Below are 16,659 nucleotides of genomic sequence, written 5' to 3'. Positions count from 1 at the left end.
GCATCACGCCGGGGCTTCTCTCGTCTGCGGTTGCGCTCCTGCGCTCGCTCAGCAGTTCGGGTCGGACGCCGGCGGTTTCCCGGTGAGCAGGAACGTGTCGACGGCATCGTTCACGCAGCTGTTCGACTTGTTGTAAGCCGTGTGGCCCTCGCCCTTGTAGGTGACCAGCACGCCGGAATCGAGTTGCTTCGCGAGCGCCTGCGCCCACACGTACGGGGTCGCGGGGTCGTTGGTTGTCCCGACGACCAGGATCGGCGGCGCGCCCTTCGCGTGGATCTCCGTGCGCTCGGCGCGGGTCGCATACGGCCAGTTGGCGCAGGCGATGTCGCCGTAGCCGAAGTACGGTCCGATGACGGGCGCGGCGGCGGCGAGCTCAGTGGCCTGCGCGCGCATCGCGTTCGGGTCGTCGTTGTAGCTGTAGTCCATGCAGTTCACGGCCATGAACGCCTCGGTCGAATTGTCCTTGTAGCTGCCGTCGTCCTGCCGTCCGTTGTACTGGTCCGCGTAGTAGAACGCCGTGTCGGCATCACCGGCGAGCACGGAGTCGAACATCTTGCTGAGGGCCGGCCAGCCCTCCTTCGAGTAGAGCGGGTAGATGATGGCCGTCGTCAGCGTGTTGGCACCGAGCATCCGTCCGTCGCCGCCTCGGATCGGGCCCGCCTCCACCGACGCGAGCAGCTTGGAGATGGTCTGCATCGCGCCGTCGACCGATCCGGAGAACGGACAGGACGAGGAGTCGCCGAGGCAGTCGGCGAGATAGGCGCGCAGGGCACTCTCGAATCCCTTGGCCTGCTCCTTCGTCACGTCGAAGTTGTTCGTTGCCGGGTCGAGGGCGCCGTCGAGCACCATCCGTCCGGCCTTGTCGGGGAACAGCCCCGCGTAGGTCGCACCGAGGAACGTGCCGTAGGAGTAGCCGAGATAGCTGAGCTTCTTGTCGCCGAGTGCCGCGCGCAGGACGTCGAGGTCGCGCGCCGCGCTCTCGGTGTCGACGTTGTCGAGGAGGGGGCCGGTCTTGGCGTTGCATGCTGCCGCGAACGCCTTGGCCGTCGCATCCTGCTCGGCTATCCACTGGTCGCTTCCGCGCGTGCCAGCCGGGATGTCGTAGAGGTAGTGGTCCATCGCGGAGGCGTCCAGGCAGGTGACTCCGTCGGAGCGGGCGACGCCGCGCGGATCGAAGCCGACGATGTCGTAGTGCTCCTGCAGCTTCTTGTCGACCGCGTAGTCGAGCGAGTCCTTGACGAAGTCGTAGCCCGAGCCGCCCGGACCGCCCGGATTGACCAGGAGGGAGCCGATCCTCTCCCCGGTCGCCGGGTGGCGGACGAGGGCGAGCTCCACCTCTCCGGTCGTGGGGTCACGATAGTCGAGGGGCGCCTTGGCCTTCGCGCACTGCATCCCGCCTCCGCACGACGTCCAGGTGATCGACTGATCGTAGAAGGGCTGTAGTTGCGCCGGGACCGTCTCGCCGGTCGGCGTCGACGTCGGCGAGGTCCGGCTCGCGGATGGCACGCACCCGGTGAGGACGATCGCGGCAACCGCCAGGGCGGCCAGCGCTGCGGTCCAACGGGGGACGGTACGCGTCATGAGACGGATTCCTCTCTGCGACGGAAGGCGATGAGCATCGCCTCGAGGGCGAGCAACGGGGCGACGTTCCCCTCGATCCGCGTGCGCGCGGCGGTGATGGCGTCGAGCGAGGCCAGGGTCTGCGCGGGGGTCGAGAGGGATGCGGCTGCGGCGAGCCCGTCGGACAGCTCGACGTTGATGGTCGAGTCCTGCCGTCCGAGCTGTCGCATGAGCACGTCGCGGAAGAGGGAGGACAGGTCGACCAGGATGCGGTCGATGCCATCGCGCAGGCTGCGGGTGGCCCGACGCTTCTGATCGTCCTCGAGCGCCTTCAGCTGGCCGCGCAGGGCGGCGGGCACCGTCGCGCCGGGTTCGACGCCGAGAGAATGGAGCGCCTTCTGCCGCTCCTCCGCGTCCCGTTCGGCGGTGATGGCCTTCGCGTCGTCACCCGCTATCTCGAGCAGGCGCGCAGCGGCCATGACCGCATCCGTCACGGTGCGGATGCCGAGAGCAGCGACCAGCGTCTCGTCCCGTCGGTCTCTCGCCTCCCTGCTGGTGGCCAATCGTCGGGCCATGCCGATGTGACTCTGCGCGTGGCGCGCCGCCTGCTCGGCGAGGGGGGGTGGCACGTCGTCGCGGGCGATGAGCAGGGCCGCCACGTCATCGACGCTCGGAACGCGCAACCGTACGCTGCGCACGCGGGACCGGATGGTGGGGATGAGGTCGGCCTCGCTCGGAGCGCAGAGGATCCAGACGGTGCGCTCCGGCGGCTCCTCGAGCGCCTTGAGCAGAACATTGGACGTGCGCTCCGGCATGCGGTCCGCGTCTTCGATGACCATGACGCGATAGCGCCCGACGGATGGCGAGTAGGCCGACGACCGGACGATCTGGCGCACGTCGTCGACCTTGATCGACACGCCCTCTGTACTCAGAACCGCGAGGTCGGGATGACTGCGCGCCTCGACCTGGGCGGCCGTTACGGCATCGCCGTCGGGATCGCCCGAGATGAGCGCGGCCGCGAAGGCGTATGCGATGTTGGAACGACCCGAGCCCGGCGGCCCGGTGATGAGCCAGGCGTGCGACATGGCGGAATCGGTGGGCGCGTCACCCGAACCGGCACGGTGGGACGCCGCCGTCGCCGCCGACCGGAAGAGCTCGATGGCCGCCGGTTGCCCGCTCAGCTCGGTCCACACGCTCATGCGACAAGGCTATGCGATACGGCCGACGTCACCGTGGCGCCCCAGGGCGCCATAGGCGGGACCGGGTAGCTCGCAGCCGCCACGCCGCACCCGTCAGATCAGCGGTTCGACGCGGGCGCGGATGCGCTCCGCGATGTCGTCGACGCCGAGCGCCGCATCGATCACGATGAAGCGCTCGGGTTCGGCCGTCGCCAGCTCCAGGTAGGCGGCTCGCACTCGGGCATGGAACTCCGCCTTCTCCGCCTCCAGGCGGTCGTAGCGCGTGCGGGCGGCGTCGAGCCTGCCTCGGGCGACCCCCTCGTCGAGGTCGAGCAGGACGGTCAAGTCCGGAAGAAGACCGTCAGCCGCCCACAGCGACAGCTCGCGCACCTCTCCCGCCCCCAGCACCCGTCCGGCGCCCTGATAGGCGATCGAGGAGTCCAGGTAGCGGTCCTGCACGACCACCTCCCCGCGTGCGAGCGCTGGGCGCACCCGGGTGGCGATGTGCTGGGCACGGTCGGCAGCGTAGAGCAGTGCCTCGGTGCGCGGTGCGATCTCCCCGGGGTGATGCAGCACGATCTCCCGAAGCTCGTGGCCGACGTCCGTTCCGCCCGGCTCGCGGGTGCGGAGCACCGTGCGGCCGGCATCCGTCAACCACCTCTCGAGCAGGGCGGTCTGAGTCGACTTGCCCGACCCGTCGCCCCCCTCGAGAGTGATGAAGAGTCCCTCGCTCACTTCTTCGGCGCCGCCTTGCGAACTGCGGGCTTGCGGGCCGGCGCCCGCTTCGGCCCCGCCGGGCCCTTGGCGCGCTTGTCGGCGAGGAGCTGGACGGCGCGATCGAACTCGAGGTCGTCGATCGATTCGCCCTTGGGAATCGTGGCGTTGGTCTCGCCATCGGTGACATAGGCGCCGAAGCGACCGTCCTTCAGCTTGATCGGCTTGCCGCTGACCGGATCGGCCTCGAACTCCTTGAGCGAACTCGATGCGCCGCGGCGGGCGCCGTATTTGGGCTGGGCGAAGATCTCCAGTGCGGCGGGCAGGTCGACGTCGAAGATCTGCTCCTCACTGGTGAGGGAGCGGGAGTCGGTGCCCTTCTTCAGATAGGGCCCGTACTTGCCGTTCTGGGCGGTGATCTCGGCGCCCGACTCGGGGTCGGCGCCCACGACGCGCGGCAGGTCGAGCAGCCGTAGGGCGGTGTCGAGGTCGACCGTGGCGAGGTCCATGGTCTTGAAGATGGACGCCGTGCGCGGCTTGTCCACCGGAGCCTTGGCCGTCTTCTTCGCCTTCTTCGGAGCGGGATCGTCCGACACCTCGCCGGTCTGCTGATCGACGACCGGGTCGGCCGGGGCCTCGAGCTCGGTGATGTACGGGCCGAAGCGACCGTCCTTCGCCACCACCTGCTTGCCGTTGGAGGGGTTGACACCGATGACGCGGTCGGTCACCACCGGGGCGTCGATGAGCTGCTGCGCGCGCTCGGGGGTGAGCTCGTCGGGCGCGAGCTGCGGCGGGATGTTGACGATGCGCGGCTTGGCATCCGGTGAGGCGTCGGGATCGGTCACCTCCAGGTAGGGACCGTAGCGACCGAACCGCAGGGTGATGTTCTCGCTGATGGGCGCGCTGTTGACCGCACGGGGGTCGATCTCGCCGAGGTTGTCGATGACCTGTCGCAGACCCTTGTGACGCTCGTCTCCGAAATAGAACTGGGTGAGCCAGTCGACGCGATCGGCCTTCCCGCTCGCGATCAGGTCGAGGTCGTCCTCCATCTCGGCCGTGAAGTCGTATTCGACGAGGTCGCCGAAATGGTCCTCCAAGAGCTGAACGACGGGGAACGCGATCCACCCGGGCACGAGCGACTGCCCGCGGTGCTCGACGTACCCGCGATTCGAGATGGTGTCGAGGATCGAGGCGAACGTCGAGGGACGGCCGATGCCCTTGGCTTCGAGCTCCTTCACGAGGCTGGCCTCGGTGTACCGGGGAGGAGGCGTGGTCTGGTGGCCGTTGGCATCGATCTGTAGGACCGCGAGCTTCTGGCCCTCGACGAGCAGCGGAAGCTTGGACTCGGCCGCCTCGGTACTGGCGTGACGGTCCTCGTCGCGGCTCTCCTCATAGGCGGCGCGGAATCCGGGCGACGTGATGACCGTGCCGCTCGCCTGGAATTCGGCCATGGTCTCACTGGCCACCGGTTCGGCTGCGGGGGCCGTCGGGCCTGCGGTGATGGTGACGGATGCCGTGACGCCCTTCACATCCGCCATCTGCGAGGCGACCGTGCGCTTCCAGATGAGGTCGTAGAGCTTGAAGTCGTTGCCGTGCAGGCTCGACGCAAGGGAGGACGGCGTGCGGAAAGTGTCACCGGATGGCCGGATCGCCTCGTGCGCCTCCTGCGCGTTCTTGGATTTGCCGGTGTAGACGCGCGGCTTATCGGGAACGCTGTCCGGCCCGTACAGGCTCACGGCCTGCTTGCGGGCGGCCGCGATGGCCTGCTGCGAGAGCGACACCGAGTCGGTGCGCATATAGGTGATGTACCCGTTCTCGTACAGCGACTGCGCCACGCTCATGGTCTGGCGGGCGGAGAAGCGCAGCTTGCGGGCGGCCTCCTGCTGGAGAGTGCTCGTGGTGAACGGAGCGGACGGGCGACGCGAGTACGGCTTGGACTCGACCTTGGACACGGTGAAGTCGACGCCCGCCTGCAGGGCGTCGGCAAGCGAGCGAGCGCCCGCCTCGTCGAGCACGACAGCCTTGCTGGTCAGCTGCCCGCGGTCGTCGAAGTCCTTGCCGGAAGCGACGGGACGGCCTCCGACCCGAGCGAGGCGCGCGTCGAAGCTCTCGGCATCCGTGCCGGACCCGTCGAGCGCGGCGCTGAGCACGGCGGCGAGATCCCAGTAGCCGGCCGCGACGAAGGCGAGGCGCTCCCGTTCGCGATCGACCACCATCCGAGTGGCTGCGGACTGAACGCGGCCGGCTGAGAGGCCCGGCCCCACCTTGCGCCACAGCACGGGCGAGACCTCGTACCCGTACAGGCGGTCGAGGATGCGACGCGTCTCCTGTGCGTCCACGAGCGCGGTATCCAGCTCCCGCGTGTTGTCCTTGGCGGCGAGGATGGCGTCCTTGGTGATCTCGTGGAAGACCATGCGCCTGACCGGGACCTTGGGCTTGAGCTCTTGGAGGAGATGCCAGGCGATGGCCTCCCCTTCGCGGTCCTCATCCGTGGCGAGCAGGAGTTCGTCGGCATCCTTGAGGGCCCGCTTGAGCTCGGCGACGGTCTTCTTCTTCGCCGTCGAGACCACGTAGTAAGGCTCGAAGCCGTTGTCGACGTCGACCGAGAACTTTCCGATCGACCCCTTCTTCAGCTCGGGCGGGAGGTTCTTCGGCTCGATGAGGTCGCGGATGTGCCCCACGCTCGAGAGCACTTCGTATCCGTCGCCGAGATAGCCCGCGATGGACTTCATCTTCGTGGGCGACTCGACGATGACCAGCTTCTTGCCCGGCACCTGACTCCTCTTTATACGTTCGAATCGGATTGGCGCGCGAATGTGCATTTCGTGCCGACCCCTCAACGGCACACCATACACACCACGCGGCGACCATTGCTTGGCGTGAGCCGATGGTCGGAGCGAAGTCCCTTGTTTCTCGGCGCCACGGGAGGAGAATCGATGCATGGAAACGACATCGCGCACGTACACGGCGAAGCTGATGGATGGGCCGCTCGAGGGTCGCACGATCGCGACCCGATTCTCGGAAGCGGGCGAGCCGCAGCCCAGGATCGAGATTCCGACGGGAACCGCCGACAAGCGCTACCTCTATGTCCGGGGCGCCGGACGCGAGTTCGACGCCGAGGGGGACGAGCGGCCGACGGCCGTCGACTACCGCTTCCTCGAAGCACTCTTCGGGTAACGGTCGGCGGAGCGGCCAGCGGTCGCGGGGCTCGGATTCCTCCGTCACTGCGGGGGCCCGGCGCGCGATCGGGCGACGATGCCCACTCCCAGCCAGTCGACGGTGGCGGAGACCGTGATGCTCTGCCCATCGACGACGCAGTCCCCCAGGGTGGCGAGGTTGGCCGACGCGACGGAACGCGCCGCATCGCAGATCGACCCGGCGATCGCGCCCGACGCCACGTCGGCTCCGGCGAGCGCTGCCGCATCGGCAGCCCCGGCGGCCTGACCTCGGGCGACCAGGAGTCCGAGCGCTGGGACAGCCGCCGCAGTCACGGTCAGGATTGCGGCGATGACGCCGACCCCGAGCACTGTTCCCGAGCCGCGTTCGTCCCTCACCGGCCGCCATCCAATGCGCATGAGCGAGCCGAGACCGTGAGCGCCGACAGCATGGGCCCGGACCCGGCGTCCGCGACCACCCGCGCGCAGACCAGGTCGCCGGAGCGCTCCGCCGCGACGACGGCGCCCGGCACGGCCTGACCGACGAGTGCAGCCGCACGACCCGCTCCATCGCCGCGCGAGAGCACCCGCGCGGCGGCGGCGGCGGCATCCGTCACCCGCACCTGAACGGCGACGACCTGCACCGCCCCCAGAGCCAGACCCAGGACGAGCGCCACGGCCGGGAACACCACCGCTAACTCGGCCGTCACACTGCCGCGCTCCTCACCCGACCGTGAGCGCATGACGCACGAGATCGGTGAGGATGCCGCGCACCTCGTCGCCCCGAAGGATCACGACCAGCAGTCCCGCGAATCCCACGGCGGCCATGGTTGCCACCGCGTACTCCGCGGTCGCCGATCCCTCCTCGCCTCGAAGCCGGCAACGAGCCCGTTCGATGAACCCCATGATGACTCTCCTTTCGCGTCGAAGACGCCGTCGGGCACGAACCTCCTCGATTCTCTCGAGGCCGAACCCGACCTCCCGCAGCGCCCGGAAATCTGTGCCATCGACTCAGAACTCGAGCCGCGTGGAGGAGACGACCGAGATGAGCATGGGCGCGACGCCGAGCAGCATGAAGGCCGGAAGCACGCACAACGCGAGAGGCACCATCAGCGTCACGCCGAGCCGGGCGGCACGTTCCTGTCCGGCGCTTCGCGCCTCGAGCCGCTGCTGGTCCGCCTCCGACCGCAACAGCTCCCCCGCGGGAATCCCCGCCCGACCGGCCAGCTCGAGGACGGCGTCGATGCGCGTGCCGTCGAGCGTGCCGGCGACGATGCCCGAGGCGTCGACCGCCGCCCGTGCGCGAGGAATGGACGTCCCGCCCGCAAGGGCGATGGCCGTCAGATCGAGGGCGAGGCCGGGCAGCGCCGGCTGTCGGGACGCTCTAGCCACCATCACCGCGCTCCAGCGCGAACCGGCGAGGAGGAGGATCACACCAGACACGAGGCAGCCGATGCCGATCGGTGTCGCGAACAGCACGCGCAGGGTATCGAACCCGAGGAGCACGCCGAACCCGACAGCGACGACGGGCAGCAGGGCCACGAGCCGGGCGGTGGCCCGCGGACCGGCCAGCGCCACGACGAGTTCGCGCTGCAGACGCCCGACCTCGCGGAACGACTCCGCCATCGTGCGCAAGGTGGACGCGAGCGGAGCTCCGACGGCCGACGACACCGACCAGGCTGCGGCAACCGCCTGCCACGCGTCCGCCGCGGGCTCGGAGGCCGCGGCCCGGCAAATGGCCACGGCGACGTCGCCGCCGGCTTCGGCTGCTGCGACCGCCGCTTCGAGGACGGCATCGTCGTCTGTCTCTCGCACGTGGGCCAAGGCCGACGATGGTGCGACGCCTGCTCCGAGCAGGACGGCCAGTCGTTGCGCGACCGTCGCCACCCGCTCGATCGGTGGTGGAGGCGGATGCCGGTGTCTCATGCCGGTCCGATGGCGAGTCGTGCGTGGGCATCGAGGTGGAATCGACCGAGTCGCGCGAGCCTTCTGACCCCGCCGACACGCTCGAGGTGGAGGACGAGTCCGATGGCGCTGACCGCCTGACGGGCGACGCCAACGTCCGTCATCCCTGCAAGGGCGCCCAGAGCTTCCAAGCGGGCGGGAACGTCGTCGATGGAGTTCGCGTGGAGCGTGCCCGCCCCGCCGTCGTGGCCGGTGTTCAGGGCGGTCAGTAGCTCTCGCAGTTCGGCTCCGCGACATTCGCCGACGACCAGACGATCGGGGCGCATCCGCAGGGCCTCGCGCACCAACTGGTCGAGTCCGACTCCTCCGGCCCCCTCCAGGTTCGACTGACGCGCCTCGAGGCCGACAACGTGGGGGTGGTCGACCCGCAGTTCGGCCACGTCCTCCACCGTCACGATGCGCTCGCCGCCATCGGCCTCCGCGAGGAGGGCGGCCAACAGCGTGGTCTTCCCGACGCCCGCCGCGCCGGTGATGAGCAGATTCTCGCGGGCTTCGACGACGCTCGCGAGCCGCTGCGCCTCGTCGCCGGTGAGCATGCCTGCGGCGCGCAGGTCGGTGAGGCGAGAGGTCGAGAGCCGGGGGATGCGCACCGAGAGCAGCGTCCCGCTCGTCGAAACGGGAGGCAGGACGACGTGCACGCGCACCCCCGCCCCGATGCGGACGTCGACGCACGGATGCGCCTCGTCCACGTGCCGCCCGCCGATCGCGATGAGTCGGATGGCGAGTTCACGCACGGCGGCCTCGTCGAGTGACCAACCTGACGCGCGGGTCGGTCCATGCCCGTCATCGACCCAGAGGCCAGCCGCCCCATTCACGAGCAGATCGGTGGTCTTCTCCGTGACGAAAGCGGCGAGTGGGCCGAGCGGAGCCGTTTCGATGGTCGACGCCGCCGCAACGACCCGTTGCCTGCCGAGCCGGTGGCGCGCGGGCCGGGCATCGCGCGGCCTGTCTCGATCGCCGGCTTCGGCGATGATGGCGTCGTTCGGCGAAAGGCCATCGGGTACTGGCGTGTACCCCGATCCCTTGGTCGACCTTGCGGAGGTCGCAGCGGTCACCTCCCCGCGCTGCAACAGCGGAGTCGGCAGGTACGGCTCGATGACGAGGGACACGACGTCGACACTAGGGTACGAGCTCTGCGCGACCGGGGTACATCAAGATCCGTGGAATTCCGGGCCACAACGGTCGGTTCGGGAGGAGACGGGACATCCGTTAACAAGAAGGGGCGGCACCCATTGGGGGGAACAGGTGCCGCCTCGGTGGCGCGGAGATTGGGGGGAATCGCGACGCGCCACATGCCCGAAGTTTTCATTCAGGCGCATGAGAAGTCTACGACACCACGCCGTGAGCGCAAGTCGCAATGTCCTCATTTCGGTGGACACGCAGGATTCCTGCGCGTATGCGCACGGCGGCAGGTCGGCGCTGCGCATCCGCCCGATCTCTCGGTCAGCTGGCAAGCCCGCCCATGACGTCACGGAGCGTCGATGAAAGTCCTGAGACGGTATCGTCGCATCCGGGCGCGTGCATCGCCCATCACCCATTCTCGCAAGGGAGCGAACACCCCTCATGAACGTGCAGATCGACCACAATCTCGAAGAGATCCGCCGGTTCCGGCCGAGCCCCGAATTCGCGGCGGGCGCGATCGCCAAGCCCGATCTCTACACGGATGCCGCTGCCGACCGGGTGGGCTTCTGGGGCGAGCAAGCCCGCGACCTCCTGCACTGGCACACGCCGTTCACGAAGACGCTGGACTGGTCGAATCCGCCGTTCGCCACCTGGTTCGAGGACGGCGAACTCAACGTCGCGTACAACTGCCTCGACCGGCACGTCCTGGCGGGCAACGGCGAGCGCATCGCGATCCACTGGGAGGGTGAGCCCGGCGACAGCCGCGACATCACCTACGCTCAGCTCACCGCCGAGGTCAAGAAGGCGGCGAACCTCCTCACCTCCCTGGGCGTCAGCGCGGGCGACCGGGTGGCCATCTACCTCCCGATGATCCCCGAGGCGGTCGTGTCGATGCTCGCCGTCGCGCGCATCGGCGCCATCCACTCCGTCGTCTTCGGCGGGTTCAGCCCCGACAGTCTGCACTCGCGCATCGTGGACGCTGAGGCGAAGCTCGTCATCACGTCGGATGGCGGATACCGCAAGGGTCGTCCGTTCCCGCTCAAGGAGACGGTCGACGCCGCACTCGAGAAGAGCGAGACGACCGTCGAGCACGTGCTCGTCGTCAAGCGCACTGGTGAGGACGTCGCCTGGACGGAGGGCCGCGACCTCTGGTGGGACGACGAGATCGCCCTCGTCGACGCCGATCACGAGGCGAAGGCGTTCCCCGCCGAGCAGCCGCTGTTCATCCTCTACACCTCGGGCACGACGGGCAAGCCCAAGGGCATCCTGCACACCTCCGGCGGCTACCTGACCCAGACGGCGTTCACGCACCGCAACGTCTTCGATCTGCATCCCGAGACCGATGTGTACTGGTGCACGGCGGACGTCGGATGGATCACCGGACACAGCTACGTCGTCTACGGGCCGCTCACCAACGGCGCGACGCAGGTGCTCTACGAAGGCACGCCCGACACTCCTATTCCAGGGCGCTGGTGGCAGATCATCGAGAAGTACCGGGTGTCCATCCTCTACACGGCGCCCACCGCCATCCGTTCGTTCATGAAGATGGGCCGGCAGATTCCGCAGCAGTTCGACCTGCGATCCCTCCGCCTGCTCGGCTCCGTCGGAGAACCGATCAATCCCGAGGCGTGGATCTGGTACCGGCACGTCATCGGCGGCGGATCGATCCCGGTCGTCGACACGTGGTGGCAGACGGAGACCGGCGCGATCATGATCTCGGCGCTGCCCGGCATCACCGACCTCAAGCCGGGGTCGGCGCAGGTGGCGATTCCCGGTGTCTCGATCGACATCCTGTCCGACGACGGGGAGCCCGTGACGGGGACGGATGGCGGACTGCTCGTCGTCACGGAGCCGTGGCCGTCCATGCTGCGCGGCATCTGGGGAGACCCGGAGCGTTTCACGGAGACCTACTGGGAGAAGTTCGGCGACAAGTACTTCGCCGGCGATGGTGCTCGACGCGACACGGATGGCGACATCTGGTTGTTGGGCCGTGTCGACGACGTCATGAACGTCTCGGGGCACCGACTCTCCACGGCGGAGATCGAATCGTCGCTGGTGGCGCACGACCTCACCGCGGAGGCCGCCGTCGTGGGGGCAGCAGACGAGACGACCGGGCAGGCCGTCGTGGCCTTCGTCATTCTCAAGGAACGTCAGCAGGGGGTCATGACGAACGAGGAGGCCAGCGAGCTGCTGCGCACCCACGTCTCGAAGCAGATCGGCGCGATCGCGCGGCCCCGTCAGGTGTTCATCGTGCCGGAACTGCCGAAGACGCGCTCAGGCAAGATCATGCGCCGCCTCCTGCGCGACCTCGCGGAAGGCCGGGAGATCGGCGACACCACGACGCTCGCCGAGACGAGTGTGATGACGTCCATCATGGAGCAGGTGCGCTGAGGCGGACGCGCACGGTGGCGTGCGGCGTCGCCGGGCCGGCGGGCTTCGTCGCCTGCTGGGCCTCCGGGATTCGCCCCTGACGCCACGCATCTGTGCAATAACGCGCATCCCCTCGACGGGATGCGCGTTATCGCACCGCTGGTCAGGCGAACGCGAGGATGAGCTCCACCTCGACGGGCGCATCGAGGGGAAGCACGGCCACACCGACAGCGGAGCGCGCGTGGCGTCCTGCGTCTCCGAAGACCTCGCCCAGCAGTTCGGACGCGCCGTTGATCACGCCGGGCTGTCCGGTGAAGGACGGGTCCGACGACACGAAGCCTGTCACCTTCACGACCTGGGTCACACGATCGAGTGAACCGATCGCGCCTGCCGCCGCCGCGAGCGCGTTGAGGGCGCACGTCCGCGCGTGGGCCTGGGCATCCGTCGGAGACACTAAAGCGTCGCCGTCGCCGACCTTGCCGGTGGCGGCGAGCGCGCCCGATGCGTAGGGCAGCTGCCCCGCGGTGTAGACGAGGTTGCCGGTCACGACGGCTGGGACATATGCACCGGCGGGAGTCGCCACCGCCGGCAATTCGATGCCGAGCTCGCGGAGTCGATCGGTGATGGCTCCCATCAGCGGTCCTCGAAAGCAGTGGCGGCGGATGCCGACGCTGCCGCTCCCGCTGAGGCCGCGGCGGAGTCTCCGCCGCCGCTGGGGCGTTTGAAATAGGCGACGAGACCGCCCTCGGGACCGGTGACCACCTGGACGAGCTCCCACCCGTCGGATCCCCAGTTGTTGAGGATGGCTGCGGTGCTATGCACCATCAGTGGCGTCGTGACGTATTCCCAGGCAGGCATGGCGCTCCTTGTTGTCGGCGTCGGGTTCCCCCCGTCGGGGCGGCAATCGGTCCCTGTCACGCAGGTGCGACAAGCGCGCAGCGACAGGGCGGTTTTTCAGCTTCTACCGCTAGCCTCCACTATATGTCTGCCCAAAAACGAACGACGAGCGGCGTGCTCGGAGGTCTCCTCGCCTTCCTCGGCATGAGCGTGGCCGCCGGCGTGCTGGTGACGGCTGCCGTCACCCCCGCCATCGCCGTCACGGGTATGGCCACCACGAACAGCATCAACCTGTTCGAGAACCTGCCGAGCTACCTCGAGATCGGCGACCTCGCGCAGAAGACGAACATCTACGCGGTGAACAACGACGGGAGCCCGCTCCTGCTCGCGTCCTTCTACGAGCAGGATCGCGAGGAGGTGGGCTGGGACAGCATCTCCCAGTTCACAAAGGATGCTGCAGTTGCCGGTGAGGACCCCCGGTTCTACGAGCACGGCGGGGTCGACATTCAGGGCACGGTGCGGGGTGCGCTGTTCACTGCGCTCGGCAAGACCACGCAGGGTGGTTCGTCGATCACTCAGCAGTACGTGAAGAACGTGCTGGTGCAGAAGGCCGAGCTGTCGGCGAAGACCGAGGCGGAGAAGACAGCGGCCTACGACAAGGCGACGGAGACCACAGCCGACCGCAAGCTCAAGGAGATGCGCTTCGCGATCGGGCTGGAGAAGAAGTACTCCAAGAATCAGATCCTGCAGGGCTACCTCAACATCGCGGGCTTCGGCGGCCGCGTGTACGGCATCCAGGCTGCCGCGCAGTACTACTTCGGCGTTAATGCCAAGGATCTGAACATCGAGCAGTCCGCGGCGTTGCTCGCCATCGTGAACAACCCGGAGAAGTTCCGTCTCGACCAGCCGGACAGCAAGACGAACGGCGCTGCGACGGTCGTCAAGGGTGCACCAGTGCCGTACGCCGCGACGAAAGAGCGGCGCGATTACATCATCGACCAGATGTACAAGTACAAGAAGATCACCAAGGAGCAGCACGACGCGTCGATCGCCGCTCCCATCGCGCCGGCGATCCATCAGCCCTCGACGGGCTGCTCGACCGCTGGGGGCTCGGCCTACTTCTGCGACTACGTGTATTGGACCATCCTCAACGACCCCGCCTTCGGTAAGAACCAGGATGACCGGCTCACCACCCTCAAGCGCGGCGGCCTCGACGTCTACACCACCCTCGACCTCGACCTGCAGGCTGCGGCAGAGGGCGCGATCAACGACAACGTCCCGCAGGTGGATCCGCGCTTCGACGTCGGTTCGAGTGCCGTCTCGGTTCAGCCCGGCACCGGCCGAGTGCTGGCGATGGCGCAGAACAAGACCTACAGCCAGGACGAGACCGTCCTCGCATCCGGTGGTCAATTCAGCGCCGTCAACTACAACACCGACTTCGACTACGGCGGATCGAGCGGATTCCAGCCGGGCTCGACGTACAAGACGTTCACCCTCGCCGAGTGGCTGAAAGAGGGCCATTCGCTCAACGAAACCTTGGACGCCCGCGTCCGGTCGAACTGGGGAACGTTCCAGGACAGCTGCAACGGACCTCAGGCGACGCCTGGCTGGAGCCCCAAGAACGATGAGGGCGGCGGCGGCGGAGTATGGACCGCGCTCTACGCCACGCAGAACTCCGAGAACACCGGATTCGTGGCCATGGCCAAGCAGCTCGACCTCTGCGGCATCCGCAAGACGGCGCAGTCTTTCGGCGTTCACCGCGCGGACGGCAACCCCCTGCAGCAGGGACCGGCATCCATCCTCGGTACCAACGAGATCGCTCCCGTGACCATGGCTGCGGCGTTCGCGGGGATGGCGGCGAGCGGCATGGTCTGCAAGCCGATCGTCATCGACAAGATAACGAAGCAGGACGGCACCACGATCACCCCGCCGTCCGCGGACTGCGCACAGAGCGTGGACCCCAAGATCACCGCCGGCATGCAATACGCCATGCAGCGGGTGATGACAGCCGGTACCGCCACGGCGTCCTACGGACGCACGAGTCCGAAGGTGCCGATGATCGGCAAGACGGGAACGACCGACAACAACGAGGCGACCTGGATGAGCGGGGCGAGCACGAAGGTCGCGACGGTCGTAGGCGTCTACAACGCCAGCGGCCACACCAACCTCCGCAACACGTACATCAACGGGACGCAGGCAGCCGTCATCCGACACGTGATCTGGCCGAAGATCATGTCCGTGGCCAACGCGAAGTACGGCGGGGATGCCTTCCCGCAAGTCGACTCGTCAAGCCTGAAGAGCGTGTCGGCCACCATCCCCGACGTGCGTGGCAAGTCCATCCAGGACGCCCAAAGCATCATCGAGGGAGCCGGCTTCGGCTTCGCCGACGGCGGCCAGCAGGATTCCGAGCTTCCCGCCGGACAGGTCTCGGGGACCAACCCGTCGGGCAACGCGGCCAAGGGCTCGGTGGTCACGGTGTACACCTCGAACGGTAGTCTCGTGCTCCTGCCGAATGCCGTCGGTCAGGACGAGGGCACCGCGCGCGGCACCCTCAACCAGTTCCAGATCAAGAAGCAGGACGGCGACGTGACGGACCCCAACCAGGACGGCAAGGTCATCGCGACCGATCCGGCCGCCGGGGCCGCGACGAAACCCGGGTCCCAGGTGACGATCACGGTCGGGAAGCTCAAGAAGTAGTGCCGCGCAAGCGAACCAGCGCAGCCGCCGCCGTCACCCTGACGGCGGCGGCTGGTCTGGCGGCACTCATCTGGGGCACCCTCATCGAGCGAACCATGTGGACGCTGCGCGAGGTGCGGGTGCCCGTCCTGCCGGTCGGCGCGACGCCCATCCGCGTCCTGCACCTCAGCGACCTGCACATGGCACCGTGGCAGCGCGAGAAGCAGGAGTGGATCCGCTCGCTCGCCGACCTCAACCCCGACCTCATCGTCGACACGGGCGACAACCTCGGCCACCGTGACGGAGTACAGGGCGTCGAGTACGCCTTCGAGCGGTTCCGCGGGATCCCGGGCGTCTTCGTCAACGGATCGAACGACTACTACGGGCCGGTCGTGAAGAACCCCCTGCGGTACTTCCAGGGGCCGTCGTCGAAGCACACGGGCAAGGCCGAACGCCTCGACACGGATGCCCTGCTGCGGCTCTTCGACGACCTCGATTGGGTCGACCTCAACAACGCGGCCGGAAGCCTCGACATCGCCGGGACCCACTTCGAGTTCTTCGGCGTCGACGACCCGCACAAGCACCTCGATCGACCCGAGCTCATCACCGGCGCCATCGACGAACTGCGGGCCAACGATCCCCTCGGCGAGGAGACCTGGCCGGATCGAGGCGCATCCAACCCACGCCCCACCGTCACGATCGGCGTTGTCCACGCTCCCTACCAGCGCGTGCTCAACTCGTTCGTGACTCACGGCGCTCAGCTGATCTTCGCGGGCCACACCCACGGCGGGCAGGTGTGCGTGCCCGGATTCGGAGCCCTCGTCACCAACTGCGACATCCCGCGCAAGCAGGTCAAGGGACTCTCACTCTGGTGGCACGGCGTGCGAAACGCCTACCTCAACGTGTCGGCGGGCCTCGGCACGTCGATCTACGCGCCGGTGCGGTTCGCCTGCCCGCCCGAGGCGACGCTGCTGACGCTGGTTCCCGAGAACGACCGCTGAGTCGGGGCCGGCTTCTCGGCGTTCCGCCCGGCCGGTGACGGATGACGCTGGTCGAGACGTCGCTGGATATCGGCTATCCTG

Annotated in this window: 15 protein-coding genes; 4 read left to right on the top strand and 11 right to left on the bottom strand. The window is 68.1% G+C overall.

The features are described from left to right. Positions 1-48: 48 nt before the first annotated feature. From E6C70_RS14135 to topA, 4 genes are all read right to left on the bottom strand, one after another. Positions 49-1,581 carry an alpha/beta hydrolase gene (locus tag E6C70_RS14135; RefSeq protein ID WP_136425199.1) on the bottom strand — a complete coding sequence of 511 codons (1,533 nt, stop codon included), beginning with the start codon at positions 1,579-1,581 and terminating at the stop codon, positions 49-51. Then, entirely contained in the window at positions 1,578-2,759 is a 1,182-nt protein-coding gene (locus E6C70_RS14130) for a DNA polymerase III subunit delta' (RefSeq protein ID WP_136425198.1), read from the bottom strand. Before E6C70_RS14130 ends, E6C70_RS14135 begins: the two co-directional genes overlap by 4 nt. 93 nt (positions 2,760-2,852) lie before the next feature. Continuing rightward, entirely contained in the window at positions 2,853-3,473 is a 621-nt protein-coding gene (tmk, locus tag E6C70_RS14125) for a dTMP kinase (RefSeq protein ID WP_136425197.1), read from the bottom strand. Continuing rightward, on the bottom strand, positions 3,470-6,274 hold the full coding sequence (topA, locus tag E6C70_RS14120) for a type I DNA topoisomerase (protein ID WP_407921041.1): 2,805 nt from the start codon (positions 6,272-6,274) through the stop codon (positions 3,470-3,472). The genes tmk and topA overlap by 4 nt, the downstream gene beginning before the upstream one ends. Before the next feature lie 118 nt (positions 6,275-6,392). On the opposite strand from topA, the gene E6C70_RS14115 reads away from it, so the two are divergent. Next, positions 6,393-6,629, top strand: a complete 237-nt coding sequence (locus E6C70_RS14115) for a hypothetical protein (RefSeq protein ID WP_136425195.1) — start codon at positions 6,393-6,395, stop codon at positions 6,627-6,629. Between the two features lie 44 nt (positions 6,630-6,673). On the opposite strand, the gene E6C70_RS14110 is transcribed toward E6C70_RS14115, so the two are convergent. The 5 genes from E6C70_RS14110 to E6C70_RS14090 all read right to left on the bottom strand — a co-directional run bounded on the left by E6C70_RS14110 (position 6,674) and on the right by E6C70_RS14090 (position 9,681). Next, positions 6,674-7,006 carry an Rv3654c family TadE-like protein gene (locus E6C70_RS14110; RefSeq protein ID WP_168770972.1) on the bottom strand — a complete coding sequence of 111 codons (333 nt, stop codon included), beginning with the start codon at positions 7,004-7,006 and terminating at the stop codon, positions 6,674-6,676. After that, the gene (locus tag E6C70_RS14105) at positions 7,003-7,317 is read right to left on the bottom strand and encodes a TadE family type IV pilus minor pilin (protein ID WP_136425193.1); all 315 of its coding nucleotides are present in this window, start codon (positions 7,315-7,317) and stop codon (positions 7,003-7,005) included. The genes E6C70_RS14110 and E6C70_RS14105 overlap by 4 nt, the downstream gene beginning before the upstream one ends. Before the next feature lie 13 nt (positions 7,318-7,330). Continuing rightward, entirely contained in the window at positions 7,331-7,513 is a 183-nt protein-coding gene (locus tag E6C70_RS14100; protein ID WP_136425192.1) for a DUF4244 domain-containing protein, read from the bottom strand. A 105-nt stretch (positions 7,514-7,618) separates the two neighbouring features. Continuing rightward, positions 7,619-8,494, bottom strand: coding sequence for a type II secretion system F family protein (locus E6C70_RS14095; protein WP_235833533.1), 876 nt, complete (start codon positions 8,492-8,494; stop codon positions 7,619-7,621). 35 nt (positions 8,495-8,529) lie between these two features. Then, positions 8,530-9,681: a TadA family conjugal transfer-associated ATPase gene (locus E6C70_RS14090; RefSeq protein WP_235833527.1), complete on the bottom strand. Its 1,152-nt coding sequence runs from the start codon at positions 9,679-9,681 to the stop codon at positions 8,530-8,532. Between the two features lie 454 nt (positions 9,682-10,135). Here E6C70_RS14090 and acs point away from each other — a divergent pair, with 454 nt between their 5' ends. Further along, on the top strand, positions 10,136-12,085 hold the full coding sequence (gene acs / locus E6C70_RS14085) for an acetate--CoA ligase (RefSeq protein WP_136425190.1): 1,950 nt from the start codon (positions 10,136-10,138) through the stop codon (positions 12,083-12,085). A gap of 142 nt (positions 12,086-12,227) precedes the next feature. Here acs and E6C70_RS14080 read toward each other — a convergent pair whose 3' ends face one another. Together E6C70_RS14080 and sp36 are read right to left on the bottom strand one after the other, a co-directional pair. Further along, positions 12,228-12,698 carry a RidA family protein gene (locus tag E6C70_RS14080; protein ID WP_136425189.1) on the bottom strand — a complete coding sequence of 157 codons (471 nt, stop codon included), beginning with the start codon at positions 12,696-12,698 and terminating at the stop codon, positions 12,228-12,230. Continuing rightward, positions 12,698-12,922: a Sp36 family protein gene (gene sp36 / locus E6C70_RS14075; protein WP_136425188.1), complete on the bottom strand. Its 225-nt coding sequence runs from the start codon at positions 12,920-12,922 to the stop codon at positions 12,698-12,700. The genes E6C70_RS14080 and sp36 overlap by 1 nt, the downstream gene beginning before the upstream one ends. A gap of 123 nt (positions 12,923-13,045) precedes the next feature. On the opposite strand from sp36, the gene E6C70_RS14070 reads away from it, so the two are divergent. Both E6C70_RS14070 and E6C70_RS14065 read left to right on the top strand, forming a co-directional pair. Beyond that, complete coding sequence (locus E6C70_RS14070) at positions 13,046-15,598, top strand: transglycosylase domain-containing protein (protein WP_235833520.1); 2,553 nt, start codon at positions 13,046-13,048, stop codon at positions 15,596-15,598. Continuing rightward, positions 15,598-16,578, top strand: a complete 981-nt coding sequence (locus E6C70_RS14065) for a metallophosphoesterase (protein WP_235833514.1) — start codon at positions 15,598-15,600, stop codon at positions 16,576-16,578. The genes E6C70_RS14070 and E6C70_RS14065 overlap by 1 nt, the downstream gene beginning before the upstream one ends. The last annotated feature ends 81 nt before the right edge of the window (positions 16,579-16,659 follow it).

The sequence above is a fragment of the Orlajensenia flava genome, from assembly GCF_004801905.1.
Lineage (GTDB): Bacteria > Actinomycetota > Actinomycetes > Actinomycetales > Microbacteriaceae > Orlajensenia > Orlajensenia flava.
The sequence above is the reverse complement of the archived record's forward strand: the minus strand, read 5'-3'. Positions and strand labels throughout refer to the sequence as shown.

Bases quoted from the DNA above. Each gene is read 5' to 3' on its own strand.
- E6C70_RS14135 (WP_136425199.1), bottom strand. From the start codon at position 1,581: ATGACGCGTACCGTCCCCCGTTGGACCGCAGCGCTGGCCGCCCTGGCG.
- topA (WP_407921041.1), bottom strand. From the start codon at position 6,274: ATGCACATTCGCGCGCCAATCCGATTCGAACGTATAAAGAGGAGTCAG.
- E6C70_RS14115 (WP_136425195.1), top strand. From the start codon at position 6,393: ATGGAAACGACATCGCGCACGTACACGGCGAAGCTGATGGATGGGCCG.
- acs (WP_136425190.1), top strand. From the start codon at position 10,136: ATGAACGTGCAGATCGACCACAATCTCGAAGAGATCCGCCGGTTCCGG.
- E6C70_RS14130 (WP_136425198.1), bottom strand. From the start codon at position 2,759: ATGAGCGTGTGGACCGAGCTGAGCGGGCAACCGGCGGCCATCGAGCTC.
- E6C70_RS14100 (WP_136425192.1), bottom strand. From the start codon at position 7,513: ATGGGGTTCATCGAACGGGCTCGTTGCCGGCTTCGAGGCGAGGAGGGA.
- E6C70_RS14070 (WP_235833520.1), top strand. From the start codon at position 13,046: ATGTCTGCCCAAAAACGAACGACGAGCGGCGTGCTCGGAGGTCTCCTC.
- E6C70_RS14080 (WP_136425189.1), bottom strand. From the start codon at position 12,698: ATGGGAGCCATCACCGATCGACTCCGCGAGCTCGGCATCGAATTGCCG.
- sp36 (WP_136425188.1), bottom strand. From the start codon at position 12,922: ATGCCTGCCTGGGAATACGTCACGACGCCACTGATGGTGCATAGCACC.